Annotated in this window: 23 protein-coding genes and 1 pseudogene; all 24 read right to left on the bottom strand. The window is 55.4% G+C overall.

Annotated features, from left to right (window positions below):
- Positions 1–106 precede the first annotated feature (106 nt).
- The 24 genes and pseudogenes from recA to M1617_04580 all read right to left on the bottom strand — a co-directional run bounded on the left by recA (position 107) and on the right by M1617_04580 (position 25811).
- Positions 107–1141 carry a recombinase RecA gene (gene recA, locus M1617_04695; protein ID MCL5887587.1) on the bottom strand — a complete coding sequence of 345 codons (1035 nt, stop codon included), beginning with the start codon at positions 1139–1141 and terminating at the stop codon, positions 107–109.
- Between the two features lie 647 nt (positions 1142–1788).
- The gene (locus tag M1617_04690; protein ID MCL5887586.1) at positions 1789–2328 is read right to left on the bottom strand and encodes a CinA family protein; all 540 of its coding nucleotides are present in this window, start codon (positions 2326–2328) and stop codon (positions 1789–1791) included.
- A complete protein-coding gene (pgsA, locus tag M1617_04685; protein MCL5887585.1) occupies positions 2306–2869 on the bottom strand; it encodes a CDP-diacylglycerol--glycerol-3-phosphate 3-phosphatidyltransferase in 564 nt (187 codons plus the stop codon). Before pgsA ends, M1617_04690 begins: the two co-directional genes overlap by 23 nt.
- Before the next feature lie 34 nt (positions 2870–2903).
- Positions 2904–4160 (bottom strand): 30S ribosomal protein S12 methylthiotransferase RimO, encoded by a 1257-nt coding sequence (gene rimO / locus M1617_04680; GenBank protein ID MCL5887584.1) that lies wholly within the window; start codon positions 4158–4160, stop codon positions 2904–2906.
- Between the two features lie 93 nt (positions 4161–4253).
- A complete protein-coding gene (locus tag M1617_04675; protein ID MCL5887583.1) occupies positions 4254–4751 on the bottom strand; it encodes a YajQ family cyclic di-GMP-binding protein in 498 nt (165 codons plus the stop codon).
- Between the two features lie 64 nt (positions 4752–4815).
- Positions 4816–5577, bottom strand: a complete 762-nt coding sequence (locus M1617_04670) for a DUF4115 domain-containing protein (protein MCL5887582.1) — start codon at positions 5575–5577, stop codon at positions 4816–4818.
- Between the two features lie 9 nt (positions 5578–5586).
- Entirely contained in the window at positions 5587–7752 is a 2166-nt protein-coding gene (locus M1617_04665; protein ID MCL5887581.1) for a DNA translocase FtsK 4TM domain-containing protein, read from the bottom strand.
- A gap of 108 nt (positions 7753–7860) precedes the next feature.
- The gene (locus M1617_04660; protein MCL5887580.1) at positions 7861–8661 is read right to left on the bottom strand and encodes an undecaprenyl-diphosphate phosphatase; all 801 of its coding nucleotides are present in this window, start codon (positions 8659–8661) and stop codon (positions 7861–7863) included.
- Positions 8661–10331 carry a ribonuclease J gene (locus M1617_04655; GenBank protein ID MCL5887579.1) on the bottom strand — a complete coding sequence of 557 codons (1671 nt, stop codon included), beginning with the start codon at positions 10329–10331 and terminating at the stop codon, positions 8661–8663. Before M1617_04655 ends, M1617_04660 begins: the two co-directional genes overlap by 1 nt.
- Before the next feature lie 41 nt (positions 10332–10372).
- Entirely contained in the window at positions 10373–11263 is an 891-nt protein-coding gene (gene dapA, locus M1617_04650) for a 4-hydroxy-tetrahydrodipicolinate synthase (protein MCL5887578.1), read from the bottom strand.
- 98 nt (positions 11264–11361) lie between these two features.
- Entirely contained in the window at positions 11362–12612 is a 1251-nt protein-coding gene (locus M1617_04645; GenBank protein ID MCL5887577.1) for an aspartate kinase, read from the bottom strand.
- A 1-nt stretch (position 12613) separates the two neighbouring features.
- Positions 12614–13396, bottom strand: a complete 783-nt coding sequence (dapB, locus tag M1617_04640; protein ID MCL5887576.1) for a 4-hydroxy-tetrahydrodipicolinate reductase — start codon at positions 13394–13396, stop codon at positions 12614–12616.
- 18 nt (positions 13397–13414) lie between these two features.
- Positions 13415–14665, bottom strand: coding sequence for an insulinase family protein (locus M1617_04635; GenBank protein MCL5887575.1), 1251 nt, complete (start codon positions 14663–14665; stop codon positions 13415–13417).
- Between the two features lie 91 nt (positions 14666–14756).
- Positions 14757–16676, bottom strand: a pseudogene (locus M1617_04630) (polyribonucleotide nucleotidyltransferase).
- A complete protein-coding gene (locus M1617_04625; GenBank protein MCL5887574.1) occupies positions 16568–17683 on the bottom strand; it encodes a hypothetical protein in 1116 nt (371 codons plus the stop codon). The pseudogene M1617_04630 and the gene M1617_04625 overlap by 109 nt, the downstream one beginning before the upstream one ends.
- 66 nt (positions 17684–17749) lie before the next feature.
- The gene (gene rpsO / locus M1617_04620; protein ID MCL5887573.1) at positions 17750–18019 is read right to left on the bottom strand and encodes a 30S ribosomal protein S15; all 270 of its coding nucleotides are present in this window, start codon (positions 18017–18019) and stop codon (positions 17750–17752) included.
- Positions 18020–18172: 153 nt separating this feature from the next.
- Complete coding sequence (ribF, locus tag M1617_04615) at positions 18173–19117, bottom strand: riboflavin biosynthesis protein RibF (GenBank protein ID MCL5887572.1); 945 nt, start codon at positions 19115–19117, stop codon at positions 18173–18175.
- Positions 19114–20052, bottom strand: a complete 939-nt coding sequence (gene truB / locus M1617_04610; protein MCL5887571.1) for a tRNA pseudouridine(55) synthase TruB — start codon at positions 20050–20052, stop codon at positions 19114–19116. The genes ribF and truB overlap by 4 nt, the downstream gene beginning before the upstream one ends.
- Positions 20052–21023 carry a bifunctional oligoribonuclease/PAP phosphatase NrnA gene (locus M1617_04605; protein ID MCL5887570.1) on the bottom strand — a complete coding sequence of 324 codons (972 nt, stop codon included), beginning with the start codon at positions 21021–21023 and terminating at the stop codon, positions 20052–20054. The genes truB and M1617_04605 overlap by 1 nt, the downstream gene beginning before the upstream one ends.
- A gap of 11 nt (positions 21024–21034) precedes the next feature.
- The gene (gene rbfA / locus M1617_04600) at positions 21035–21442 is read right to left on the bottom strand and encodes a 30S ribosome-binding factor RbfA (GenBank protein MCL5887569.1); all 408 of its coding nucleotides are present in this window, start codon (positions 21440–21442) and stop codon (positions 21035–21037) included.
- Positions 21443–21455: 13 nt separating this feature from the next.
- The gene (infB, locus tag M1617_04595) at positions 21456–23876 is read right to left on the bottom strand and encodes a translation initiation factor IF-2 (protein ID MCL5887568.1); all 2421 of its coding nucleotides are present in this window, start codon (positions 23874–23876) and stop codon (positions 21456–21458) included.
- Complete coding sequence (locus tag M1617_04590) at positions 23876–24190, bottom strand: YlxR family protein (GenBank protein MCL5887567.1); 315 nt, start codon at positions 24188–24190, stop codon at positions 23876–23878. The genes infB and M1617_04590 overlap by 1 nt, the downstream gene beginning before the upstream one ends.
- Entirely contained in the window at positions 24190–25329 is a 1140-nt protein-coding gene (nusA, locus tag M1617_04585) for a transcription termination factor NusA (GenBank protein MCL5887566.1), read from the bottom strand. The genes M1617_04590 and nusA overlap by 1 nt, the downstream gene beginning before the upstream one ends.
- On the bottom strand, positions 25326–25811 hold the full coding sequence (locus M1617_04580; protein MCL5887565.1) for a ribosome maturation factor RimP: 486 nt from the start codon (positions 25809–25811) through the stop codon (positions 25326–25328). The genes nusA and M1617_04580 overlap by 4 nt, the downstream gene beginning before the upstream one ends.
- Positions 25812–25924 lie beyond the last annotated feature (113 nt).

Below are 25924 nucleotides of genomic sequence, written 5' to 3'. Positions count from 1 at the left end.
GCCGAACCTGTGTTCTCGATATGGCTATCTAGGGATAGCTGTTCTCGGATAGCCCGCTATCCCTAGATCTTAGGAGTACTGCAAGCCGCTCATCCGGCAGGTGTGACTACTCCGGCAGTGGAACCTCCATAGCCGTTTGCGAGCCGACCACTGGAAGCCCCAGGCGGGCTCGAATTGTTGATTCGATTTCATTACGACAGTCAATATGCTCCCTAAGGAAATCTTTGGCAGCTTCACGTCCTTGCCCCAGGCGTTCTTCGTTGTACGTATACCAGGAACCTGATTTTGATATCACACCCTCTTCAACACCCAAATCCAGAAGATTTCCCTCTTTGCTGATTCCCTGTCCATACATAAGATCGAACTCCGCCTGACGAAATGGTGCGGCTACCTTATTCTTTACCACTTTAGCGCGAACACGGTTGCCAACGATGTCGGTTCCCTGCTTTATGGAGTCGATCCTTCTAACATCTATCCGTATAGTTGAGTAGAACTTAAGTGCACGGCCACCGGAGGTGGTTTCGGGACTACCGAACATCACTCCGATCTTCTCACGCAGCTGATTGATGAATATGCATGTGGTTGCGGATTTATTCAACGAGCCCGCAAGTTTTCTGAGTGCTTGACTCATGAGTCGCGCCTGCAAGCCAACTGTCACGTCCCCCATCTCACCCTCAAGCTCAGCTCTGGGGACCAGCGCTGCGACCGAGTCTATGACCACTGCATCGATTGCGCCGCTACGAACGAGCATGTCTGCGATCTCGAGAGCCTGCTCCCCCGTGTCGGGCTGAGAGATTAGTAGCTCATCAACGTCTACACCAAGAGCTGAGGCGTAGGTTGGGTCAAGGGCATGCTCTGCATCGATGAATGCAACGATGCCGCCTTGAGCCTGCGCTTCGGCTAATATCTGTAGAGCCAGGGTCGTTTTTCCGCTCGATTCGGGTCCGTAGATCTCTACGATCCTTCCACGTGGCACTCCCCCGATTCCAAGTGCTGCATCAAGCGCCAAGGACCCTGTGGGTATTGCGGCGACCTTCATAACCGCAGCGTGTTCACCCAACTTCATAAGGGAGCCCTTGCCGAACTTTCGGTCGATTTGATCCTTGGTAACGTCGAGAATCTTAGTTTTCTCTGAATCCATGTTCTTCCACTCCCAATAATCGAAGGCCGTCGCATCACTTACGCGAAGTGTATATCGAACAAATGTTCGCTGTCAATCCATAAGCTGAATCTTTACTTGGAGGTTGTAGCGAGGCCCCTCTCTTGTAAGCTCGCTTGAAAAGATGGACACCGCATCTACATTGATACACTCATCTACAAGATCGCGGGGGCCGGATCCATATGATTCTATGGATGGGATTTGGAGGCCGATCCGAGAGGCACGCGCAAGGGTTATATGAGGCAGGGCTTCTCGGTGATCCGAGGGAACTCCATAGGCTGTGCCTACACCATCCAACACCCTCCTAAGTCGAGCAAAATCGCCAACCGGATCGGAGAAAGCAGTCATCAACAACTTGACGCCTTGTCCCCGAGGAAAATCCGTGACTATTTCAGAGATCGGCAACTTGAACTTTCGGTGGCTTGAGAGACATGCCTGCAAATCTCGTACAAGGGCCAGGCAAACCGGAGTCGGAATGGAGCCGAAGAACTTTAGCGTGATGTGATAGTTTTCAGGACTAGTCCATCTTTGAGTGGCCCAAATGTTATCGGCGTTTCGGATTCTCCGACACAGCTGCTGAAGGTAATCCCGAAGTTGGTCGGAGGGCTCTACGGCAGCGAAGGCGCGCATCAGGTGCCCTCACATGGGGCAACAGCATCTTGCAAGAGGCGCAAACCATGCAGCGCAGCGGCATGGCGGACCGAAACTCTATCGCCATCAAAATGGCGAGACTCGGTGAAGGTGTCGATCGCGTCAGACGTTCGGATCGCGATACCGTACCAAACAAGGCCCACCGGCTTGTCGGGCAAGCCACCTGTGGGTCCCGCAATACCAGTGATAGAGAGTGCGACATCGGCTGTACATAAACACAATGAACCAAGGGCCATAGCTTTTGCGACTTCTGGGCTGACGGATCCATGTGTAGACAGTAGTGTCTGATCCACGCCGAGGACATCAATCTTGAGTCGGTTGGAGTATGCCACTACACCACCCTGAAAGACCTGTGATGCACCAGGGGCCTCAGTGACTAGGGCAGCCAAAAGGCCGCCGGTACAGGACTCAGCTACGCACAGGGTGACCCCGGATGAGCGAGCAGTTCGAAGAAGGGTTTCGACTGCCTGTTGCGCCGAGGGGTCTGAGTCGGCGCTAGCTGGAATCTTTGTTCCCATTAGGTCCATCTTCGATCTTGATGACATCACGGGCATGGTAAAAGTAATCGATCATAGAAGTAACAGTCAGTATCAGGGCTGCACCCATGAGCCCCCAGGCGAACACGTTGGCGAAGACCACCGCTTGGTGTCCCAGCGCAACGATCGGATCGGTGTCCTTGAGTATGAAAGCAACTATCGCAATAACTTGGAGAACTGTCTTGGCCTTTCCGAAGTTTCCCGCTGCGATTGTGCGTCCTTCAGCGACCGCCACCATTCGCAGACCCGTGACGATGAACTCACGCGAAATGATTACTAGGGCAACCCACGCTGGCACCGCACCAAGCTCGACTAGCGAAATGAGGGCTGCAGTGACTAGGAGTTTATCGGCGAGTGGATCGATGAGCTTCCCAAAAGTAGTGATCTGATTCCTAGTTCTAGCGACGTAGCCATCGACCGCATCTGTGGCAGCAAGGAAGGCGAAAAGCGCCGCGGCCCACCATGGTCCCCAATCGGGCAGCCGGGCAAGTAAGACGACGACTACTACGGGAATGAACACCATTCGAGCGATAGTGATTCTGTTCGCCCACCCGATGTCAGAAAGTCTGATCAGAGCACACCTCCCCAACCAAGTCATATCCGAGAGAGTCGACGATAATTGCTTGTACGAACTGCCCCACCGGAACTACTCTGTCGAGAATGACAACTCCGTCTATGTCGGGAGCCTGGCCTGCCCATCGGCCGATGTTCATGCCTTCCTCGTCAACACCGACAGAAAGAACCGACATTTGTCTGCCAACGTGTCCGGCATTCTTCTCAAAAGCAACCGAGTCCGCCAAATCGCGGATTTTTTGGGCGCGGGCGACCCTAGTTCTCGACGAAATTTGATCCGGTAGATCGTAGGCTGCGGTTCCGTGCTCGGGGGAGAAGGGAAATACTCCGACATAATCGAAACCTGTCTCCTCAACGAACTTCATGAGCTCCGAGCTGTGATAGCGGGTCTCGCCGGGAAAGCCGGCGATGAATGTAGTGCGTAAGATGATATCTGGCACCCGGGTCCGAATATTTGCGATCAACGCACGGAGCTCATCTGGAGAGCCACTGCGTCGCATTGACCGTAGGATGTCTTCTGAGACGTGCTGAAGGGGGATGTCGAGATAGTTGCAGATGTTTCGTTTACGTGCCATCAGCTCAAGCAGCTCATCGGTCAGACCGTTGGGCTGACAGTACATTAACCGTAACCAGTTCAGACCCGATGTCTCTGAAACCGAATCAACCAGGTCTACAAGGGTTCTCGGGTCGTCGGGTAAGTCCTTGCCCCACGAAGTGATGTCCTGCCCAATGAAGATAATCTCTCTGGCTCCTGACCTAACCATCGCATCGGCTTCATTGAGGACCTTTTCGAATGCCTTGCTTCGATATCTTCCTCGAATAGAGGGTATTGTGCAGTACGAACAAACGCGATCACAGCCATCGCTTATCATGAGGTAGGCGTGAGGCGTAGGCACCGAAGCACTTTGACGGGCGGCACGCCGGGACGATTCGTCGGTTTTTGGAGGACCAACCAATGTCGAAATGACCGAGGCGAGGGAATGCCTATCCGCAAGAGATATCACTGCGTCTGCCTCGGGAAAAGACTCCACGAATTCGTTCCCGTATCGAGAGACCATACAACCAGCAACGATCAGGCGGCGCCCTTCCTCGAGGGATCGCCACTCAGCGAGCTCCAACGCTTCTGCCACTGATTCTTCAACAGCATCACGGATGAAACCACAAGTATTCAAAACAACGACTTGTGCTTCACCTAGATCGGCCGTCACCTCATATCCCGAAGCGACCACGTCCGTAGCCATCTCGTCTGAGTCAACCTCGTTCTTTGGGCAGCCCAGAGTGACAAAGTGAACGGAAGGTCGGTGGGCAGGACTTCCTGTGTGCCGGTAACTCATCTAGCGATAATTCGTATACTGGAGGGGAATGCCGTAGTCTTGCTCTTTCAGGAAAGCGATGACCGCCTGTAGGTCATCGCGTTTGGGCCCCGAAACGCGGAGCTTGTCCCCTTCAATCTGGACCTTGACCTTGAATTTCTGGTCTCGAATGTCTTTGTTGACCCTCTTTGAGATGTCAGGGTCTATTCCGTTGATAATCGTAGCACTGACCTTGACCTTCCCGCCCGAGATGGGCTGAGGAGCCGCCCATGAGAGCGAGGCAAGATCAACGGCTCGTTTGACAAGCTTGGACTCAAGGACATCACGAACCTGCTTAGCTATGAAATCACTCGGTGCGACCACAGTAACTGAGGGAGCGGACTTGTCCAGATCGACCGATGATCCACTGTCCTTAAGATCATAGCGTTGAATGATCTCCTTTTGTGCCTGGCGGACAGCGTTGTCGACTTCATGGACATCGACCTGGCTGACGATATCGAAACTTTGATCTTTTGCCATCCATTGAACCTTTCAGCGCGAATCTTGTATCAACATCTATTGATATAAGACCCTTCGGTGGATATCAAGGCTCCAGTGTGATTTCCGGTGTTGACGAACCTGGAGGAATTGCTACTTGCTGGCCATTCTTAGTGATCTCTACCGCTGATGGTCTTCCAACCCTAATGGTAGCACTGTCAGTCACAAGCCACTCACGAGACTGGTCGCCGATTAAGACGCCCTCATAAGCAACCCGCCCATCAACCGACACCCTGAGCCAGGAAGAGGTTTCTGGCCTGACACTAATCCTCAACGTGAAGTCATCGACTATGGACTGCGGGTCAACGATACTCTGTGTTGGTGGTGTTCCTACGGCGGAAGCCGATGGAGTCTGATCGCGGACCGCCTCAACACTTGGAGTGGACTCGTCTATCGGTGGAATCGGCGGAAGTGGGTCGCGGGTTCCGGTCAGCCGAATTGCGCCGAAGACAAGACCTGCTAAGACGACCAAAGCGATTAGGACTGTAACTCCTGTCTTTAATGCTGGTCCAGTTTCAGTTGCCCGTAAGGGTCGAGATTCTCGCGGTCTTATTCGCGGGGGCTCCGTAATCGCGCCTATCTCCAGTTGAAGTGTTTCAAGCAACGGTACCGGATCAAGATCTAGATACTTTGCGTACGCGATCACATAACCGCGAAGATAGACCGGTTCAGGGATGGCGTCGTAGTGCCCGTCCTCTATCGATTGGAGGTTCTTGGATCGAATTTTGGTGGCTGACTCAGCTTCTTTGAGAGTGATTCCAAGCGCACGTCTGGCTCTTGAGAGTTGTCGCCCAACTGTGTCGGCCATAGCTGATTCTCAATCTCCGGTTATATCCCGGGCGTCGAGGGCCATCATCGCCTCAAGATCCTGAATGTCGATCAAGACTTCACGGGGACGGCTACCATCAGGCAGTCCGACGATACCGCGAGTTTCCAGCATGTCCATAATCCTGCCAGCACGAGCATACCCGACCTTTAGCCGGCGTTGCAAAAGTGATGTTGATCCGATGCCACTGGTAACCACGATGTCGGCTGCCTCCCACAATAGGGGATCTTCATCTCCCCCCGTGTCAACACCCCCGCCTGACTGAGCCACTTTCAAAGTCAGGATCTCTTCATGATAGTCGGGATTGGCCTGTGATTTGACGTGCTCCATGATCTTGGCGATCTCAGCCTCTGAGATATATGCCCCTTGAATCCTCTTGGGTTTCGGCCAAGCAGGCATCGAAAAGAGCATGTCGCCCAAGCCAACCAACTTCTCGGCACCGGGTTGATCCAGGATGACTCGGCTGTCGATACTGCTGCCCACGGCAAAGGCAATCCTATTGGTGATATTGGTCTTTATCAGGCCGGTAATGATGTCGGTACTAGGCCGCTGAGTGGCCACTATCAGGTGGATTCCCGCGGCTCTAGCCATCTGAGCCAGCCGGCAGATCGAGTCCTCGACCTCTTTGGCAACAACCATCATTAGGTCCGCAAGTTCGTCGATCACAATAACAAGATAGGGTAGTTCTTGGGCATCTTCAGGAAGTTTGCCGGCGTGCAAGAGACCGTTGTACATCCCAATGTTCCTGGCGCCAGCGGATTGGAGCAACTTCAGTCGCCTTTCCATCTCCGATACCGACCACGCGAGTGCGCTGGCGGCCTGCTTGGCCTCGGTGACCACAGGAACGTACAGGTGAGGAATCCCGTTGTACAGGGACAATTCGATCCTCTTGGGGTCGATGAGAATCAGTCGGACCTCACTTGGGGTAGCCCGCATTAGAATGCTCGAAAGCAATGCGTTGATGCAGACCGATTTTCCGGTACCCGTCGATCCGGCTATCAACAAATGAGGCATTGTCGCCAAATCTGCCAGTACCGACTCCCCGCCAACATCCTTCCCAACTCCCAGCAACAAAGGGCCAGCCGAAGTATGCATCTTCGAGTCGGCTCCCAACACATCACCCAAGGTCACGGTCTGTCGTCGGTCGTTGGGAACTTCGATTCCAACAAGCGACTTTCCCGGAATTGGGGCCAAGATACGAACGGTTGGCGCCGCTAAAGACAGGGCGAGGTCGTCGGCCAAAGTGGTAACTCTGCTTACTTTGATTCCTCGGGTTAGATCGAGTTCGAACATCGTCACCGTAGGCCCAGGCACCCATCGCAAAACCTTAGCCGGTATATCGAACGTAGCCAGCGTGTCCTCAATCAGACGAGCTGTGAGAGCCAATTCGCGGTCGTTGTTCACACTAGCTGTGCGGGAGCTGGTCCTCTCCAGGAGTGTTGGGGCCGGAAGCTCGAAACCTTCCATTGCTCTCGGTGCAGCGAAATGGGGTGAAGGCGTTGTCTTGCGATGTCTGGCTGGATCTTCTTGAGCCGAAGGCCGTGGTGGCCGTACCGTCTCAGCATAAGTCTCAGGGTTAACCCTCCCGACAGGATCCGGCATAGGGGAAACATCCTTGGCACGAGGCTGAGAGCGCTTCTTGGATCTGACCTCATTATCTTCACCGCCAGTCGCTGAATATGAGTTGCGGATCCAGGAGATTGCCGACGAAATTGAGGCTCCACTCAGCACGAGGCCGATAAGCATCAGTGCAACAAGGAAGACATACGCGATGGTATCCCCAACCATGCTGACCAGTACCCAAGCAATCGCCGCTCCATAATAGCCCCCTCGTGCGGCAACGCTCTCGGGGGTCCAAAAGTTTTCGAGGGGTGCGCCAACGGAAAACATCGACACCAGGGCTGTGAACATCAGCAGCAGGCCCATACCGACTCTAGCCTCAGTAAGTGTGTTCAGCCGGAGAAAAAAGGTTACCCCAAAAACCATTATGATAACTGGGAGAACGTAGCCACCGTCTCCAAACGCCAGCGCTACTATCTGGGAAAAGTACTCCCCGGCGATGCCAGTGCCCTCCGCAAAGAGTGCAATACCCATCGCAATCGCGAGTGCACACAGACTGATCCCGATGATGTCGTAGCGGGAGCTCTGGTCAAGCATTGGGCTGGCTGGATCAACCCTGCGCCCCGCGGTACGCTTTGCGGCGCTAGCAGTTCGAGAACGTTTCTTGTTGTTTGAGGTCATCTCGATCCCGTGCGACGCCCCTTCCTACCCTACCGTTTGCCAGATTATCACGGCAACACCAAGTATAGCCGTGTAGATTGAGAACACGGTGAAAGAATTGCTCTTGATGAAGCGCATGAGGCCAGCGATCGCGATATACCCTGTTATCGTAGACGCGAGCAATCCCACCAAGATTGCCGCAGTTCCCGGGATGGGCTCGTTCAGGACCACCACCTCATACCCCTCCTTCATTGATGCCAGCAAAATCACTGGGATTGACAAGAGGAAGGAAAACCTCGCTGCCTGCTCGCGATCTAGACCCAGTCCAAGCCCGGCCGCCATGGTAGCACCGGATCTTGAGATGCCCGGCATGATTGCGAGGCCCTGCGCAACACCGATGAGCAGTGCAGGTACGTAGCCCAGTCTGCCGGCAGAATGTATGGAGCGTCTAGACAAACGATCTGCCGCCTTCAAGAGAAGTGCAGTGACGACGAGACCGATTCCGATGAAGAGAGTAGGAACATTCTCGAACCAATCTGCGCCGAATAATCCGATTAGCCCGGTAGGAACTGTGGCGACCACGATCAGAAACAGAAGTCGCCTATCATCCTGTCGCTCAGGGGCATTGGTGAGAACAGCAGAGGCCATATGGGCCAAGTCGCCCCGAAAATACACCACGACGGCCAATAGGGTTCCAATATGCAACAAGACATCGAAAGCTAGCCCAAAGGTTTCCGGTAGCAAGAACATATCTTGGATGAGACGAAGGTGACCAGAGGAAGAGATCGGCAGAAACTCAGCGAAGCCCTGAACAATACCGAGTACGAGCGCCCAAAAAATCTCCATCAACTGACCTCCATGACCACAGGTACGACCATCGGACGACGTCTGATTCTGTCCCACAACATATTAGCTACTGAATCCCTGACTGCACGTTGGATGTCCTCTGTGGAAACACTGCTATCGCGCACGACCCGGTCCAGTGTTTTGCGTATCCGATCCCTTGTATCCGAGTGAAGGGCATCGTCATCTGCAAGGGTGACCCCGCGCATGATCAACTCGATCTCTGAAGCGATCTTCTTTGTGCGTGGATCGAATGCGAGGACGATGGTGACAATGCCGTCCTTAGCCAGAAGGTGTCGATCCTTGAGGACATGTTTGCCCACATCACCAACGCCGATTCCATCGACGTAGACCACCCCGGACTGAACCTTCTCCGAGATCCTCACCCCTCGATCCGATATCTCAAGACACTCGCCGTTCTCCATGATGAAAATCTTCTCGGCAGCAACACCAACAGACACAGCGCATTTTGCATGAGCATGAAGGTGCCTTGATTCGCCATGGACCGGAACGAAGTACTCGGGATTGACGAGGTTGAGCATGAGCTTGAGTTCCTCCGACGCCGCATGCCCCGAGACGTGAACCGGAGCAAAGGACTTGTGGAATACATCCGCTCCGAGCTTGACGAGCCTGTTGATGACCTTCCCGACAGCCTTCTCGTTCCCGGGAACCGGACTTGCCGAGATGATCACGGTGTCCCCGCTCTGGATCTGTACGGCCCTGTGTTCACCACTAGCCATGCGGGACAAGGCGGACAGAGGCTCCCCTTGGCTGCCCGTGGACAGTACGCACACCTTATCAGCTGGGATTTCGCCGGCGGTGTACGCGTCGACTATATTGGCGTCGTCAATGTTCAGATATCCCAAAGTCCTGGCGATCTTAACATTGTTGATCATCGACCGCCCAGTGACCACGACTTTTCGGCCACACGCAATGGCAGCATCGCAGACTTGCTGCAGGCGATGGATGTGACTGGCGAATGACGCAACGATAACACGTTGATCAGCTTCGGACATGATCGAATGGAGCGTCGGTCCGACAACGGACTCAGACTTTGTAGTGCCTGGCGTTTCGGCGTTGGTCGAATCACTGAGAAGCATGAGGAGCCCCTGCTTCCCGAGCTTAGCCAACTCCTGATAATCCGTCTGGCGTCCATCGACAGGAGTTTGATCGAATTTGAAATCCCCAGTATGAAGGATGTTTCCAAAAGAGGTCCTGATTACGACCGCCACACTATCGGGTATTGAGTGGTTAACTGCTATGAAGTCGAAGCCGAAGCCTCCCAGATTGACGTGCATACCGGCTCGAATCTCGCGAAGCTTGGGCTTGCTGATACCGTGCTCCTCAAGTTTGCCCTTGATCAGACCCAACGTCAGTCGGGTTCCCAAGACGGGGACGGACTCACCCAGATCCTTGAGGAGGTATGGCAACGCTCCTGTGTGGTCTTCGTGCCCATGAGTGATGATGATGCCGCGAAGTTTGTCGACTCTTTTTAGGATGTAGGAGTAATCTGGGAGTATGAGGTCCACACCGGGATGAGCGTCATCTGGAAACATGATGCCAGCGTCAATTACAACCATGTCGTTGCCGTACTCGAACACGGTCATGTTCTTTCCGATTTCCTCGAGTCCCCCCAAAGGGATGACCCGAAGTCGGTTCTTCTTGTGTGTCATAAGATGTGTTGTTGCTCCAGTTCTCTATGCTGCGGACAGACTCAGATGAGATCCAGGTGCCTAAGGACAGCAGACAGTTCCGCTTCTTGAGCCTGATTGGCTTCGATGAGCGGAAGTCTGACCCCTCCGACAGGATATCCCATCAATTCGAACGCTTTCTTCACCATTATTGGGTTTGCCGTGATGAACAGTGTCTTTATCAAAGGGAGCAGCTCAAGGTGAAGTCTGAGTGCGCGTGTATGATCGCCGGCGACTTGGGCCTCGATCATCTCTTTGAACTGCGGTCCCGCAATGTTTGACAGTACAGATATTACACCAGTGCCGCCGATAGCCATCATCGGTAGCGTGAGCTCATCGTCACCTGCGAGGACCTCGAATCCAGCTGGGGCACTGGCGATGATTTCGGCGGCTTGTGAAAGGTCCGAGTTGGCCTGCTTGACTGCAACGATATTTGGGCAGTCGGCGGCAAGCCGAACGATTGTACTTGGCTCCATGTTGATCACGCAACGCGCCGGGATGTTGTAGAGGATGACAGGCAGTTCGACTGCTTGAGCTATGGCACGGAAATGTCGATACAGCCCCTCTTGCGGCGGCTTGTTGTAGTACGGAACCACGGCCATCAAGGCATCGACGCCAAGCCCCTCAACCTTGCGGGCGAAGTGGATGGAATCATCGGTGCAGTTGTCACCAACGTTGGCGATCACCGGGACTCTACCTTGGTTCGCTTCGAGGACACTTCGGAAGAGATCCAGCTTTTGATCGTAGAACACTGTAGGGGACTCACCGGTGGTCCCGCACACCAAGAGTGCGTCGGATCCCTGTGAGATCAACCTCTCTGCGAGCGCTCCAGCCCTGGGTAGATCGAGGGAGCCGTCGGCAGTGAACGGAGTCACCATCGCAGTAATCAAGCGTCCGAATCTAGGGGTGGTCATAATTCGCTCTCCTCATGTGATTCTTTTCGACTCTAGCCATTCTAAAGCACTTCAACGACACATTACGTCCAATCGTGGCAGAGCGCCAAGTTCTTCGCTCAGCACGAACAATTCCCATTTCCAAGATCGAAGTCCTTACTTAGCGCTTCAAGGGCAACCCTAAGCAACCTTGAATTCACGATTACCGAGATTGTGGTGTGGCTGTCGGAGCTCTGGAGAACTGGCACGCCTGCGGTGTTCAGGCACTCAGACATCTTGGCGATTACGCCGGGTACACCGTGCATTCCAGCCCCAACAAGGGTGATTTTAGACAAATCAGTCTGAAGGTCGTATGGGAGCGAGAGAGCATCCAAGGCTGCCTTCAATCCCTCAGTGCAATCAAACGAGGTAGTGAAGATCAGATGGCGGCCAGCGGGGGTGAACATGTCGAGCGATATCCCACGAAGCGCCATCGCCGAATAGACCTCGGACTGAGCTTTCATGTGGTCGGGAGAGCCCTCATCATGACTAAGGTCGACCCGTACGCGCACTATGTCGGTTGTGTGCGAAAGTGCAGTTGCAACCCCTGTTGGAGAGTAACGGTCATCGGGTAATACCATGGTTCCCTCATCGGCAGAAAACGTGCCTCGAATCCTGAGGCGGAGGCTGTTGCGAAGAGCAAGATCTGCTGCCGGCGCATGCACTACTCGCGCGCCATGCCTAGCAAGCTGGAACAACTCGTCTGCCCCGATGACCTCGAGGATCCTGGTTCCGTCACAGGCCCGCGGATCGGCCGTTGCAACTCCTTCGACATCCGAATAGATCTCAACGGCCGCAGCATCGAGAGCTACACCAAGCGCACAAGCAGTTGTGTCGCTACCACCCCGGCCAAGGGTGGTTGTCGATCCGCCGACCGAGACTCCCTGGAAGCCGGCAACTACGGGAACGCAACCACCTTGTATCAGCTCGATAATTCGATCCGGATAGATGGCTACTATTCGTGCGTCGCCATGGTTTTCTTCGGTGATCAACCCAGCATCGCCACCTGATATAGCCTTGGCTAAAATGCCTGCGGCCCTCAACTCCTGAGCAACAACCACTGCTGAAATGATCTCACCTGTCGACAAGAGTAGGTCTGTGTCTTGCGGGTCGGTTGCACCCTCATCGAGTAGCGCCAAAAGGGTGTCGGTTGCGTACGGGGAGCCTTGCCTGCCCATTGCGCTGACAACTACCACCGGACTGAGCCCTGACTTGATGGCGTTGAGTATCTTCCCAACCACTGCTTTTCGACTCTGGTGGTCAGCAGTCGATGTACCGCCGAACTTCATGACGACAATGGAACCCGAATTTCCGATGGTGTCTGAAGCCAAGCTAATCACCCATAAGCGTTTCTAGGCCAACAATCAAACCCGAGAGACCCCCAACCTTGCGGACAGCCAGCAGAACTCCGGGCATGAAAGAAGTGCGATCGAGAGAATCGTGGCGGATGGTCAACGTTTGACCGCTAGCTCCGAAGATAACCTCTTGATGTGCTACTAGGCCCGGAAGCCTGATGGAGTGGACTGGGATGCCGTCAACTTGTGCACCGGTCGCCCCCGCGAGGACCTGCGACTCCACTGCCGCTTCACCTGGAACGAGTGACCGATGCTCCGCGATCAGAGAGGCGGTTCTTAGTGCGGTTCCACTGGGAGCATCGGCTTTTTGGTCGTGATGCAACTCGATTATCTCGACGTGCGGCATGAATCTGGCTGCTTCGGCTGCAAATCTCATCATCAGCACCGCCCCAACTGCAAAGTTCGGGGCGAAGAACAGGCATGTCCCGTTAGGTGCATTTTCTGCAAGCGAGGAAAGGACATCCGGCGACAGCCCCGTGGTCCCCACCACGCAATCGACACCGGATCGCAGTGCGATGGCTAGGTTGTCCTCAACTGATTGAGGATGAGTGAAGTCGACCATCACATCGGGTTCGGTGGCCGCTATCGCCTGAGCGAGATCTCGGAATTCTCGGGGTGATTCGATGTTTTCGGGCTCGGACTGGAGACTTATCCCAGTGTCCACGACAGCCACCAAGTGCAGGTCATCGGTAGCCATGACAGCCTCGACAGCAGCCGAACCCATCTTTCCCAAAGCACCGCAGACAAGAACCTTCACCATAACGAACCTCCCGTAACCTTACTGGGACAGTCGATCAACTTCCTCGGAAGTGAGTGGCCCGATGAACGCGAGTGAGCCCTTGGCAGCGAATACGGATGAGACCACGCGAGCGACATCGTCCACGGTAACCGCCTCGATTCGCCCGATGAGCTCATCTATCGACAGAAGCTCTGATTGAACAACGAAACTCTTGCCCAAACGCGACATCCTGGCCCTTGTATCCTCGAGGCCCAGCACCAAGTGCCCCTTGAAGGAGTTACGCGCCCTGTCAAGTTCCGCTGCCGAGATGCCATCGGAGGCCATGAGCTCAATTTGTTGGCGGATGATGCGGACGACCTCGGCGGTATTCGCAGGACGAGTGCCAGCGTAGACTGCGAACTGTCCGGTCTCTTGAAAGAGCGTCATGAAACTGTAGACGGCATACGCAAGACCTTTGCTCTCACGAATCTCTTGGAACAACCTACTGGACATTCCGCCTCCGAGAACCGCGTCTGCAATCGAAAGTGCATAACGATCAGGGTGGTCCCACTTCAATGCAGTCATCCCGTAGCAGATATGGGACTGTTCGGTCTCCTTGTTGATTGACACCAGTGATTTAGGTGACGTCGGAGTCGAAAGCGTGCGTGTGTTGATGGTTGAGCCCGGTAGCACAAGGAGCGAGGATACCAGGGCCACAAGTTCATCGTGATCGATCAAACCAGCAGCAGCGACTATGCAGTTGCCTGGCGAGTAATGTTTTTGCCTGAACGCTGCCGTGGCGGCATGATCGAAACCAGCAACGCTGGCACGCGTGCCTAGGATCGACGAGCCCAAAGGGTGGCCAGCGTACAAACCCGAAGCGAAGATCTCGTGGATCTGATCGTCAGGCGCATCTTCGGTGCGGGCGATCTCCTCGAGGACGACCTCGCGCTCGCGAAAGCAAGCGTCTTCGGCCAGCGAAGAGTTGCAGAGCATGTCGGAGAAGAGATCGATGACAACGGGCAGGTTGTCGCTGACGAATCTGGAGTAGTAGCAGGTGTATTCCTTCGCGGTGAATGCATTGAGATCGGCCCCGATGCGGTCGAATGCCTGCGAGATGTCCGCAGCACTGCGAGTGGGCGTCCCCTTGAACATCATGTGTTCAATAAAGTGTGACATTCCGGCTTCGGCACTGGTTTCATCCCTGCTACCTACCCGGAACCATACACCAAGAGCAACCGACCGCACCGTATCGATACGCTCGGTGACTACAGTCAATCCGTTGTCCAGCACAGTTTGCTGGTAGAACATATTCACGATCCTTCGCTAAATGTATTCACCCACGCCAGCCCTTCATCGCTAGCGAGGATTTGGTCGGCGTGGGTGAAGTATACGATTATGGTTAGTGCCTTCTGCGAGGCCTCTTGGAATCCGTTGACGAGCGGTCATCGCTACCACGACCGTGAGGGCGAGGATCCCGCTCGGAAGAGCGCGGAGCGCCCTGAGCGCCGGCTGGAGCCTCAGGCTTGTCCAGACGATCCAAGGATACCTTGCCACGATCGTCGATGTCGGTGATCTCGACCTCGACCTCATCCCCAACGCTGAGGACGTCCTCGACCTTCTCGACCCGACCCTTGGCAACCTTCGAGATGTGAAGGAGTCCATCTTTGCCAGGCATAAGCTCCACAAAGGCGCCGAATGCCTGGATGGAGACGACTCGTCCGGTGTACTTTTCGCCGATCTCAGGTTGCTTGACAATCATCTCGATACGGCGACGAGCCTCTTCCCCACCTTGATCCCTCGATGCAATGAAGATGGTGCCGTCCTCCTGGATGTCGATCTGGGCACCAGTTTCTTCCTGGATTGAACGAACGACTTTTCCTCCGGACCCGATGACCTCACGAATACGATCCACAGGAATGCGGACTGTGATAATGCGCGGGGCGTTCTCCTTGAGTTCTTCGCGGGGGGTGTCGATGACCTTCATCATCTCGGAGAGGATATGCTCGCGACCGGTCTTTGCCTGACGCAGGGCCTGCTCCAAGATCTCATGGCTCAAGCCTTTGGCCTTGTTATCCATCTGGAGGGCGGTGATCCCATTCTCGGTACCCGCTACTTTGAAGTCCATGTCGCCGAGGAAGTCCTCGAGTCCCTGAATGTCTGAAAGTACAGCAACCTCGTCGCCCTCTTTGATCAGCCCCATCGCAATTCCTGAGACAGGTGCAGTGATAGGCACGCCGGCATCCATGAGGCTTAGTGTCGAACCACAAACCGAACCCATGGAGCTCGAACCGTTGGACTCCAAGACTTCGGAGACTATACGAATCGTGTAGGGAAACTCATCCTCTTCAGGAAGGACGGGGACGAGGGCCCTCTCCGCGAGCGCTCCGTGCCCAATCTCTCGGCGCTTGGGTCCGCGCATGAATCCGGTTTCCCCAGTACAGAACGGCGGGAAGTTGTAGTGATGCAGGTAGCGCTTGCCATCGGTGACATCGATGGTGTCGATGCGCTGCCATTCGGACAGCATGCCGAGCGTCAAAACCGAAAGTACCTGAGTCTGACCGCGGGTGAAGAGACCCGATCCGTGGGCGCGAGGGAGGTAGCCGGCTACACTCGAAATCTCACGAACCTCATCGGATCGACGACCGTCAACTCGCTCGCCCTCATCGAGGACCATGCGCCTCATGGCCGTCTTCTCGAGTTCTTTGAGAAGAGCTTTGATGTCTTTACCCGAGGCGGCCATCTCATCGTCGGAGAACTGAGTGATGACGAACTCTTTGACGGTTGCCACATCCGACATTCTGGAATGCTTATCGGGGTTACGCAGCGCCTCGCTCATCTTGTCATAGCCGAGGGAGAAGACCCTACTTCTGAGCGCTTCGTCGATCTCGTAGATAGCAACTTCCATCTTGGTGGATGCAACGCGGCTAGCGAAATCTTTCTGGACTTCACAGAATTGCGCAATCGCGTTCTGCGCGAACCGCAACGCTTCTAACATGTCGTCCTCAGTAACCTCATTGGCTCCGGCTTCGATCATGTAGATTGCATCGGCGGAACCGGCAACCACAAGGTCGAGGTCGGAGCGATCAAGCTCTTCGAAGGTGGGGTTGACAAGCAGCTCGCCGTCGACCCTAGCGACCCGGACACCGGACAGCGGACCGTCGAAGGGGATCCCAGCAACCATCAAAGCCGCCGACGCTCCCATGATGCAAATCACATCGGGCTGATGGACCTGATCAGCCGAGAGCACGGTCGCAATGATCTGGACCTCGTTACGGAAGCCTTCTGCGAAAGCTGAACGCAGAGGACGGTCGTCGATCCGTGGGCGCGAGGGAGGTAGCCGGCTACACTCGAAATCTCACGAACCTCATCGGATCGACGACCGTCAACTCGCTCGCCCTCATCGAGGACCATGCGCCTCATGGCCGTCTTCTCGAGTTCTTTGAGAAGAGCTTTGATGTCTTTACCCGAGGCGGCCATCTCATCGTCGGAGAACTGAGTGATGACGAACTCTTTGACGGTTGCCACATCCGACATTCTGGAATGCTTATCGGGGTTACGCAGCGCCTCGCTCATCTTGTCATAGCCGAGGGAGAAGACCCTACTTCTGAGCGCTTCGTCGATCTCGTAGATAGCAACTTCCATCTTGGTGGATGCAACGCGGCTAGCGAAATCTTTCTGGACTTCACAGAATTGCGCAATCGCGTTCTGCGCGAACCGCAACGCTTCTAACATGTCGTCCTCAGTAACCTCATTGGCTCCGGCTTCGATCATGTAGATTGCATCGGCGGAACCGGCAACCACAAGGTCGAGGTCGGAGCGATCAAGCTCTTCGAAGGTGGGGTTGACAAGCAGCTCGCCGTCGACCCTAGCGACCCGGACACCGGACAGCGGACCGTCGAAGGGGATCCCAGCAACCATCAAAGCCGCCGACGCTCCCATGATGCAAATCACATCGGGCTGATGGACCTGATCAGCCGAGAGCACGGTCGCAATGATCTGGACCTCGTTACGGAAGCCTTCTGCGAAAGCTGAACGCAGAGGACGGTCGATCATCCGTGCAGTCAGAATCGCCTTTTCGCTAGGCCTGGCCTCACGCTTGATGAAACCGCCGGGCAACTTCCCGGCAGCGTACATCCGCTCTTCAAAGTCCACCGTCAGTGGGAAGAAGTCGAAATCCTTGGCTTGGGCCGACGCTGTGGCAGCCACCAAGACCATAGTGTCTCCCTGGCGCACAACCACCGCTCCGCCAGCCTGCTTGGCCAGCTCGCCTGTCTCGAACGTATACTCCTTGCCAAACAGCTCAAAAGTCTCGACAACCTTACTCATCAATTTCCACTTCCTGTTCCGTGCCGCACACTTTGGTTGCGGCTACACTCGTGCGTTCGAAATCCACTAACCGCGGATTCCTAGACGTGCAATAAGGTCCCGGTAACGCTCAATATCGGATTTCTTCAGGTATGCGAGCAGGTTACGCCTCTGTCCGACGAGTCGCAGAAGCCCTCGGCGGGTGTGGTGATCAGTCTTGTGGATCTTGAGGTGCTCGGTCAAATCACGAATACGCTTGGTCAGCAAAGCGACCTGAACCTCTGGGGACCCGGTGTCTGCTTCGCCCCTAGCGTACTCTGACACGATCTGCGACTTGATTTCCTTATCCAAAGCCATGTTACATCTTCACCTTTCTAACGGGGTTCGCCCTCTCCGATGAAAATCGTTGGTGATTCGATGATCGAAGGACAGGGTATCCATACAACCTAAACATAATACCACAATCAGGGGCTGACGACTCATCGTAGCTAGACACGACCGGAGATTCCATCATGGTGATTCCGGCTCCATTCCTGACAGACGTCGGACGATGTCGACATCGGCTATGATCGCCGATGCAAGTGCGTCAGGAGTGGCGAATTCCTGAAGATCACGGATGCGTGTTTCGAACGTCAGCGTGACCTTTTGGGCATAGACATCATTCGCAAAGCCGAGAAGGTGAGCTTCGACTCCGAACCTTGAATCGGCGAATGATGGTGAGCTACCGACGAAGATTGCCGCGGGATGACCACCGTCGACGAGGTGAGCTTTCCCAGAGTACACGCCAGCAGCAGGCAGAAGGCTAGCACCCTGGGTGCTGATGTTGATCGTTGGGATTGAGAGCAATCGGCTTCCGCGACCCGCACCGTGGATTACGGTTCCGGATAGCGAATGCGGATGTCCAAGGAGGCGCTTGGCGCGCTCCACATCCCCATCGACGAGATGACGCTTGATTCGGGTAGACTTGACCGGGGCGCCGTCAAGCTCCAGTAGAGGTATCCCCAAAACATCGATGCCCGATTTTGCCGCAAGCGCCGTCAGAAGACGGATGTCGCCAGTTGCCTTGTTTCCGAAGCGGAAATCCTCCCCCACGATGATGTGCCGGGGGGTCATCGCTTGAAGTACCACCAGACTCAAGAAGTCCTTCGGTGAGTAGGCGGCCATACGATCGTCAAAGGGCAAGATGATGATCCGCTCGATTCCGGTATGGGACAAGCGGTCGATCTTCTCGGCTAGGGACAGAAGCTGAACGGTGTCGACGCCAGGATTTACAACGGTGTCCGGGTCTCGATCGAATGTGATGAGGACTGAGGGAACCCCGGATAGCGTAGCCCTACGCACTGTCTCCGAAATCAGGTTGACGTGTCCAAGATGCACGCCATCGAAAACCCCGATAGTGAGTACGCAGTCACCGAGATGCTCGATCTCTGGGCTCCATGTCATCACCGTACTCATGGGTGCCTCAATAGTGGAGCATCACCTGGGAGAATCAGCATCGGGATCAAGCGAGCGCCATCGGATGAGAATATCCCTATGATCCTTGAACGATCCACCACCGTCAGCGGAGTATCTATTGCTGGCTCGGAGTCGAGCGGATCGATCGACAATCGACAGCCGTTGGATGCCGCAGCGGCCTGATCGTCACCGATTTGGATCACAGGGAATCCAAGAGTCTCGACAGGATCGATGAAGAACTCGGAGACTGACCCACTGTGGCCCTTGATGATGTCGGCAGTTATAGCCTGCCCCACATCCACGGTTCCGGAGCGGGACCGTCTGAGTTCGCTCAGATGCGCCGCCGTGCCGAGAGCTGACCCGAGATCGCGGGCTATTGAGCGGATGTAGGTGCCCTTTGATACCGAGAGCTCAACATCCCAGGTGGGCGGTGGGCCCCCATCGAGGGTTATCAGGCGGGCGTCATCTATCCGAACCGTTCTAGGCTGCAACTCCGGCGTCTCACCACGACGAGCAACCGTATAGGCTTTGGTCCCGCCGAGTTTTATGGCCGAATATGCCGGCGGAAGCTGATCCCTCTGGCCGATAAGCCCTTCGATACAAGCTTCGACGAACCCGACTTCAGATACTTGTGACGGGACTGGGAGTGTGGAAATGATCTCTCCATCGGCGTCGTCCGTGTCCGTGGCGGATCCGAAGGTTATCTTGGCTCGATACGTCTTCGACTCTGCGGTGAGGAATCGAGCGAGGCGCGTCGCCGGACCAAGTAGCACCACGAGCAACCCGGTGGCCATAGGGTCCAATGTCCCGGCATGTCCAACTCTGCCTTCTCCGCTTATCCTTCGAACAATGTTGATGATGTCGTGACTCGAAGGTCCGCTAGATTTGTCGAAAGGCAGAATGCCGCACAAATCGGTGGTGTTGCGGCGTGCCATCACGAAGCCGAATCGCCGCCGGGCAACATAGGCATCAATCGGTCAAGCAGTGTCTGCATCGATCCGTTGTATGTGAAGCCCGCAGCGGGCACATGCCCTCCCCCACCGAATACCCTAGCCACCGAAGAAACATCGAAACCGGTCTTGGACCTGAGGTTGCCTCGGATCTCGCCTTCGAGAACCCGTAGCATGAGAACAACATCGACGCCTTGTATTCGCCTGACTGCATCGGGTAATCCCTCGATCTCGGAGAGTGTTGCGCCAGTCTCGGTGAAATCCCGCTCGGTGCACCAAGACCAGGCGACCCTTCCGGAATTGGCGAGAGTGAGCCTCGCCAAGACTCTGGCCTCAAGCGCGAGATAAGCTGGTGAGAGCTCTTGGTATACGAGTCGGGCCGTCTCTGCAGGGTCGACACCACTCTCAATCATCTCGGCGGCGCACCTTAGGGCCTCAGCAGTGGTATTGGAATATGAGAATCGACCGGTGTCCGTGACGAGGCCGGTGTAGCAGCACAGCGCAATCTCGGGAGTTGGCTGGACGCCTAGGGGACCGAGTAGTTCCCATACCAAGTGGGCGGTAGCGGCCTTGGACGGGTCGATGACATTGATGGACCCGAAACCGGGGTTGTCTGCATGATGATCCACGACTATCACGCTAGCGGCGGATTCAGCAAGTATCGATGAGCCACCGAGCCGCGAAAACGACGCGGTGTCAAGGGCGACAAAGACATCAACATCCTCTAACTCCGAGAATGGGACGATCAGGGCGATCCCCGGCAAGAACGTGTACGTCGACGGTACATCGCAACCGTCTGCAAGGGTCGGAACGGCTTCAATGCCAATCGAACGCAGAGCCAGGGTGAGAGCCAGCGTCGATCCAATGGCGTCTCCGTCAGGTTGGGTGTGGGAACCTACAACGACGAAATCCGCCTTCTGCAGGCGAGAAACCGCCTTTTGGACCTCGGATTGCATTGGAAGCCACCTCACCCAGAAGTGCCGGATTCGGTTGGTTCGCCATCAGCCGAAGACCGACGATCAGCGGACATGGATGCGGGCGGTGACTTCAGTGCCTCGGCTATCCGCATGCCTGCATCCACGCTCTCGTCGATGAAGAACCTCAGCTCCGGAGTCACTCGGGTGGTGATCTTCCCACCGAGTATGCCCCTGATGCGCCCTTTGGCGGAATCCAATCCGGCTAGAACCTCTTGGTAGCGATCTGCATCACCGTGAGCGGTGACGTAAACGTTGGCCACCGCCATGTCTGGGGACACTCTGACCCCAGTGACGGTAACGAAGTGCAGGCGAGGGTCGGATATGGCGTCCAGCAATATCAGAGCGATGGCCTCCCTGAGGCTCTCGTTCATCTTGCGAGTTCTGGAAGTCTCCTTCATCGCTTCACCTCGATCATTCTGTGCGGGCGACTTCGGAGATTTTGAATCCTTCGATCAGGTCGCCTTGCTTGAGATCTTGGTATCCATCGATGGAGATACCACACTCATATCCTCCACGAACGGACTTGACATCTTCTTTGAACCGACGAAGCGATCCGACCTTGCCTTCGTATACGATCAGGCCTTCACGCACAATTCGAATTCGATCGTCTCGGCTGATCTCGCCATCAAGAACGTAGCATCCGGCAATGACGCCGATCTTTGGCACCCTGAACAACTCGCGGACCTCCACTTGCGCCGTGTCGGTCTCGACGACGTCGGGAGCCAACATTCCGACTCGCGCCGCGTTGATGTCCTCGATAGCCTGGTAGATGACCCGATACATCCTCAGGTCAACGCTCTCCTTCTCCGCCAGGGCTTTGGCTTTGGGTTCGGGTCGCACATTGAATCCGATGATGATGGCATCGGATGCGTCGGCTAGCATGACATCGGTCTCGGTGATACCTCCGACTGCTGAGTGGATGACAGAGATCTTCACCTCGCTCTGGTCCATCTTGTCCAGCGCGTCCTTGAGGGCTTCGATCGAGCCATGAACATCGGCCTTGACCACCAAGTTCAACTCGCGAAGATTGCCTTCCTGAATGCGAGCGAACAAGTCATCCAGCGAGACATGGACCTTCTTGTCCTGGGCCAACAGTCTTAGCTTCAAGGCACGTTCCTCAGCGAGATTCTTCGAATCGCGCTCATCGGCGAAGACTCGGAATTCGTCTCCGGCAGAAGGCACGCTTCCGAGGCCGAGTACCTCAACAGGGTCAGCAGGGCCCGCCGAGGAGATGGTGGCGCCTTTGGGATCGACCAGGGCTCTTACGCGGCCGTAGGTGGAGCCTGCGACCAGAGAATCACCGACCCTGAGGGTCCCTCTTTGGACCAGCACGGTTGCAACAGGCCCGCGACCCTTGTCGAGCTTGGCCTCGATGACAACTCCGCTTGCCGGAGCTTCGGGGTTGGCTCGAAGCTCTTCGACTTCGGCGACGAGCAAAATCGTCTCTAGAAGCTCATCGATATTGATACGTTTCTTAGCCGAAACATCGACGAAGATGTTGTTTCCGCCCCACTCTTCGGGGACGATCTCGTGCTCGGTCAATATCTGGCGCACCTGGTCAGGATTAGCTCCATCTTTGTCAATCTTGTTGACAGCGATGATTATCGGCACCTTTGCAGCCTTAGCGTGATGGATGGCCTCTACTGTTTGCGGCATGACCCCGTCGTCTGCGGCTACAACAAGAATCGCGATGTCAGTCACCTTGGCTCCACGGGCGCGCATCGCTGTGAATGCCTCGTGTCCCGGCGTATCGATGAATGTGATCCGCTGATCCTTGTGAGTGACCACTGAAGCACCGATATGCTGAGTGATGCCACCTGCCTCGGTTTGGGCAACTCCAGTCTCACGGATCGCGTCGAGCAGCGATGTCTTTCCATGGTCGACATGACCCATGACGGTGACAACCGGAGGGCGAGGTATAAGGTCCTCGGGGGCATCAGTGAAGGTCAAGACCGTCTCTTCCTCCAGGCGGACGATGTTGAGTGTCCTGCCAAGATCCTCGGCCACCAACTCCATAACGTCACGAGGCATCGGCTGATTGACCGTCAGCATGGTTCCAAGCAGCATCAGTCGCTTGATGATCTCGCTGGTGGATGTGTCGAGCAAGGCAGCCAGCTCGCCGACGGTGGCACCTTCTGTGACGGTAAGGGCACCATCAGCCTTGCCTGCCGAGACGACCTCGACGGGAGTCGAGTCCTCCGTGGCCGTAGCGGTTACCTCATGTCTCTTCTGCTTTTTCTTCTTCTTCTTCCCGTCGCGAGCAGCAGCCGCTACAGCATCTTTCGCCTCTTGAATCACCCTGTCATGAGCCGTCTTGATCGCTGTCTGGGCCTGGGCCTGCTCCGCCATCGCACGGTAGCGCTCTGCCTCTTCGCGATCGAGCCTCGCCGCTTCCTCGGCATCGCGCTTCTCTTGTTCAGCACGCTCATTAGCTGCTGCTTCTTGCTCAGCCTGGAATGCCTCAGCTGCGGCCCTAGCGTTTGCTTCCTCCGCTTCACGCTCAGCCTTGAGCGAAGCTTCGGCTGCTTCGCGCTCAGCTCTTGCAGCTGCCTCACGATTAGCGCGCTCTACAGCCTCTGCCTGCGCTTTGGCTTCAAGCTCTTCGGCGAGGCGTCTCTCTTCTTCGAGCTGCTGCAAGCGGATGGCTTCTAATTCGGCCTGCTTTTCGGCGATAACGGGCCCTAGGTCTTTTCGAATCTTGTCAACGTAAGCCTCGACCAATGAGGAGGAATGTCCCTTCGCGGGGATCTTCAAACGCTGAAGGTGTCCCAGCAGCTCTTGGGAGTTCATCCCGAATTCTTTGGCCAGCTCATGTACTCGCATACTGGGCATCAGCAGCTTTCACCATCCTTGCGTGCATGGAAACGAACATCATCAATACAGCTACGGAGTTCCGTCCGTAAGCGCGAAGTGTCATCTTCGTACAATTTTACTCGCAACGCAGGTTCGAAGCGTTTGCGCTTGACCGCTAAGTCGAAACACTCTTCATTAGCATGGATATATGCGCCCCTGCCAGGCAATCGGCCGCTCGAATCGACGGAAATACCGGAGTCTGGAGAACGAACTATCCGAATCAAAGTACCCTTCTCTTGGGACTTTCGGCAGCCGACGCAGGTTCTGATGGGAGATTTTGCCTGAGTGCTCACTAAGCGTCAGAATCTCCTTCGTGTATCCGGCAGTACCGCGATCCCTTGTTGGAGCGGTTGCGACAGCGTAGTCCTGTGGAGGTCACCGATACACATCGGCCATCTTCGTCTGCGGGAACGGCATCGAGTTCCCCTGAGGCTGAAGTACCATGCCCGGAAGTACCCGCTTGGGCCAGACTCTTGATGTCGATTCTCCAGCCAGTGAGCTTGGCGGCCAGACGAGCATTCTGGCCTTCTTTGCCGATGGCCAGCGAGAGCTGGTCATCGGGGACCATGACAGTCGCAGTATGTGTGTCAACATCGACCTGGACCTTTGCCACCTTCGCAGGTGACAACGCGTTCGCAACATACTCCGCATTGTTTTCGGACCAAGGAACCACGTCAATGCGCTCGCCACGTAGCTCTCCCACAATCATCCGCACGCGAGATCCTTTGGGGCCGACACAAGCGCCCACGGGATCGAGGCTTGGCTCACGACTGGAGACTGCGATCTTGCTGCGCATGCCTGGCTCCCTAGCCACGCTCTTGATCTCGACGATCCCGTCGTATATCTCGGGAACCTCCAGCTCGAACAACCTGCGAATCAATCCAGGGTGTGTCCTGGAGACGACCACCGAAGGTTCACTGGATGTCTTGCGGACCTCTATGATGTAGGCTTTGATTCGCTGATTGTGATCGTACCTCTCGTTAGGAGGCTGTTCGCTCGGGGGCAGAAGAGCCTCGACGCCCTCCCTCAGCTTGATCAGGGTGTAGCGCGAATCAGACTGCTGCACGATGCCTGTAACACTCTCGCCGATCCGATCGGAATACTCATCGTAGATGCGATCTTTTTCAACATCACGAATCATCTGCGTTATGACACCTTTTGCAGCCTGGGCAGCAATTCTGGACACATCCTTGGGGGTGATATCGTGCTCCTCAAGGATAGGCTCTTCCTCCGTCCCGCCTACGGGGACGAGTTCGTATACATAGATTCTGCCCGTTTCTTTGTCCAGAACCACTCGGGTGTCATTGTCGAGCTCCATGATGCGTCTGTAGGTAGCCGCCAGCTGCTGCTGGAGCTTGTCGATCATGTCGAACTCATCGATATTCTTCTCACGAGCGAGTGTTTTCAGGGCATCCATCAGATCTGAGCTCATTTAGGGTGCTCTCCTTTCTGGCTGAAATCGATCTTGCCCTTCAATCGGGCCTTCTTGATCTGGGTGAAGGGTACTCTGAAGACACCCACTTCTGAACTTAGCACGATATCTTCATCTGTTACGTCGGAGATCGCTCCCGTGAAGGAGGATCTACCATCTATCGGATCCGTCTTGATTGAGGCCGTCTCGCCCAAGAATCGCACGAAGTCTGACTTCTTCGACAACGGCCTGTCGACCCCCGGAGAACTTACTTCCAGGGTGTACGAACCGCTAACCGGATCCTCGGCGTCAAGGATGTCGGAGATCCACTTGTTTGCACTAGCGAGACGCTCGACATCGATGCCCGCTGGATGATCCAAGAAGATGCGAATGACCGGAGATCTGTGTACTCCGACTACCTCGACAGCAACCAGTTCAAACCCCTCGCGATTCGCAGCCGGGGTTAGAAGGGCCTCTATTGTGGATTGCAAACGCTTAGACAACTCGCTTCACTCATTCCTCAAGAACAAAAGAAGCGGACGGTTCGCCCACTTCTCATCACCCGACGATATTTTCTGACGACCTTATGATACCACAAGGTCAGCTCAGGCGTATG

The organism is Actinomycetota bacterium, assembly GCA_023488435.1.
Lineage (GTDB): Bacteria > Actinomycetota > Coriobacteriia > Anaerosomatales > UBA912 > UBA912.
The sequence above is the reverse complement of the archived record's forward strand: the minus strand, read 5'-3'. Positions and strand labels throughout refer to the sequence as shown.

Excerpts from the sequence above, each read along its gene's own strand:
- recA (MCL5887587.1), bottom strand. The coding sequence starts at position 1,141 with ATGGATTCAGAGAAAACTAAGATTCTCGACGTTACCAAGGATCAAATC.
- M1617_04690 (MCL5887586.1), bottom strand. The coding sequence starts at position 2,328 with ATGGGAACAAAGATTCCAGCTAGCGCCGACTCAGACCCCTCGGCGCAA.
- pgsA (MCL5887585.1), bottom strand. The coding sequence starts at position 2,869 with ATGGTGTTCATTCCCGTAGTAGTCGTCGTCTTACTTGCCCGGCTGCCC.
- rimO (MCL5887584.1), bottom strand. The coding sequence starts at position 4,160 with ATGGCTACGGACGTGGTCGCTTCGGGATATGAGGTGACGGCCGATCTA.
- M1617_04675 (MCL5887583.1), bottom strand. The coding sequence starts at position 4,751 with ATGGCAAAAGATCAAAGTTTCGATATCGTCAGCCAGGTCGATGTCCAT.
- M1617_04670 (MCL5887582.1), bottom strand. The coding sequence starts at position 5,577 with ATGGCCGACACAGTTGGGCGACAACTCTCAAGAGCCAGACGTGCGCTT.
- M1617_04665 (MCL5887581.1), bottom strand. The coding sequence starts at position 7,752 with ATGCTTGACCAGAGCTCCCGCTACGACATCATCGGGATCAGTCTGTGT.
- M1617_04660 (MCL5887580.1), bottom strand. The coding sequence starts at position 8,661 with ATGGAGATTTTTTGGGCGCTCGTACTCGGTATTGTTCAGGGCTTCGCT.
- M1617_04655 (MCL5887579.1), bottom strand. The coding sequence starts at position 10,331 with ATGACACACAAGAAGAACCGACTTCGGGTCATCCCTTTGGGGGGACTC.
- dapA (MCL5887578.1), bottom strand. The coding sequence starts at position 11,263 with ATGACCACCCCTAGATTCGGACGCTTGATTACTGCGATGGTGACTCCG.
- dapB (MCL5887576.1), bottom strand. The coding sequence starts at position 13,396 with ATGGTGAAGGTTCTTGTCTGCGGTGCTTTGGGAAAGATGGGTTCGGCT.
- M1617_04635 (MCL5887575.1), bottom strand. The coding sequence starts at position 14,665 with ATGTTCTACCAGCAAACTGTGCTGGACAACGGATTGACTGTAGTCACC.
- M1617_04625 (MCL5887574.1), bottom strand. The coding sequence starts at position 17,683 with ATGAGTAAGGTTGTCGAGACTTTTGAGCTGTTTGGCAAGGAGTATACG.
- rpsO (MCL5887573.1), bottom strand. The coding sequence starts at position 18,019 with ATGGCTTTGGATAAGGAAATCAAGTCGCAGATCGTGTCAGAGTACGCT.
- ribF (MCL5887572.1), bottom strand. The coding sequence starts at position 19,117 with ATGAGTACGGTGATGACATGGAGCCCAGAGATCGAGCATCTCGGTGAC.
- truB (MCL5887571.1), bottom strand. The coding sequence starts at position 20,052 with ATGGCACGCCGCAACACCACCGATTTGTGCGGCATTCTGCCTTTCGAC.
- M1617_04605 (MCL5887570.1), bottom strand. The coding sequence starts at position 21,023 with ATGCAATCCGAGGTCCAAAAGGCGGTTTCTCGCCTGCAGAAGGCGGAT.
- rbfA (MCL5887569.1), bottom strand. The coding sequence starts at position 21,442 with ATGAAGGAGACTTCCAGAACTCGCAAGATGAACGAGAGCCTCAGGGAG.
- infB (MCL5887568.1), bottom strand. The coding sequence starts at position 23,876 with ATGCCCAGTATGCGAGTACATGAGCTGGCCAAAGAATTCGGGATGAAC.
- nusA (MCL5887566.1), bottom strand. The coding sequence starts at position 25,329 with ATGAGCTCAGATCTGATGGATGCCCTGAAAACACTCGCTCGTGAGAAG.